This is a genomic window from Pseudomonas sp. 1176_21, from assembly GCF_052850635.1.
Genome location: NZ_VXCV01000046.1, coordinates 1 through 370 on the forward strand (window position 1 = coordinate 1; position 370 = coordinate 370).

Annotated in this window: 1 protein-coding gene; it reads left to right on the forward strand. The window is 68.6% G+C overall.

Going from position 1 to position 370, the window contains the following annotated elements; translation table 11 throughout:
• On the forward strand, window positions 1-370 hold a 370-nt coding region (locus FW760_RS26045; RefSeq protein WP_446444123.1), incomplete at both ends, for a type VI secretion system Vgr family protein.

A 370-nucleotide genomic window follows, 5' to 3' on the forward strand; every position in this document is an offset into this window, starting at 1 on the left:
GCCGCGTATCGGCATGGAGGTGCTGATCACCTTTCTGGAAGGCGACCCCGACCAGCCGCTGATCACCGGTTGCCTGTACCACGGCGCCAACCTGCCGCCGTACCGGTTGCCCGACTTCAAGACCCTGGCCACGGTCAAGAGCAAGGAATACAAGGGCAGCCGCAGCAACGAGCTGCGCATCGACGACACCACCAGCGAGATCAGCATCGCGTTGCGCAGCGACCATGGCGCCAGTGCGATCAACCTGGGCTACCTGACCCACCCGCGCCCCTCGGGCGGCCAGCCGCGTGGGGAGGGTTTCGAACTGCGCACCGACCGGCATGGCGCCGTGCGTGCGGCGGCGGGCCTGCTGCTGACCACCGAGCCGCGC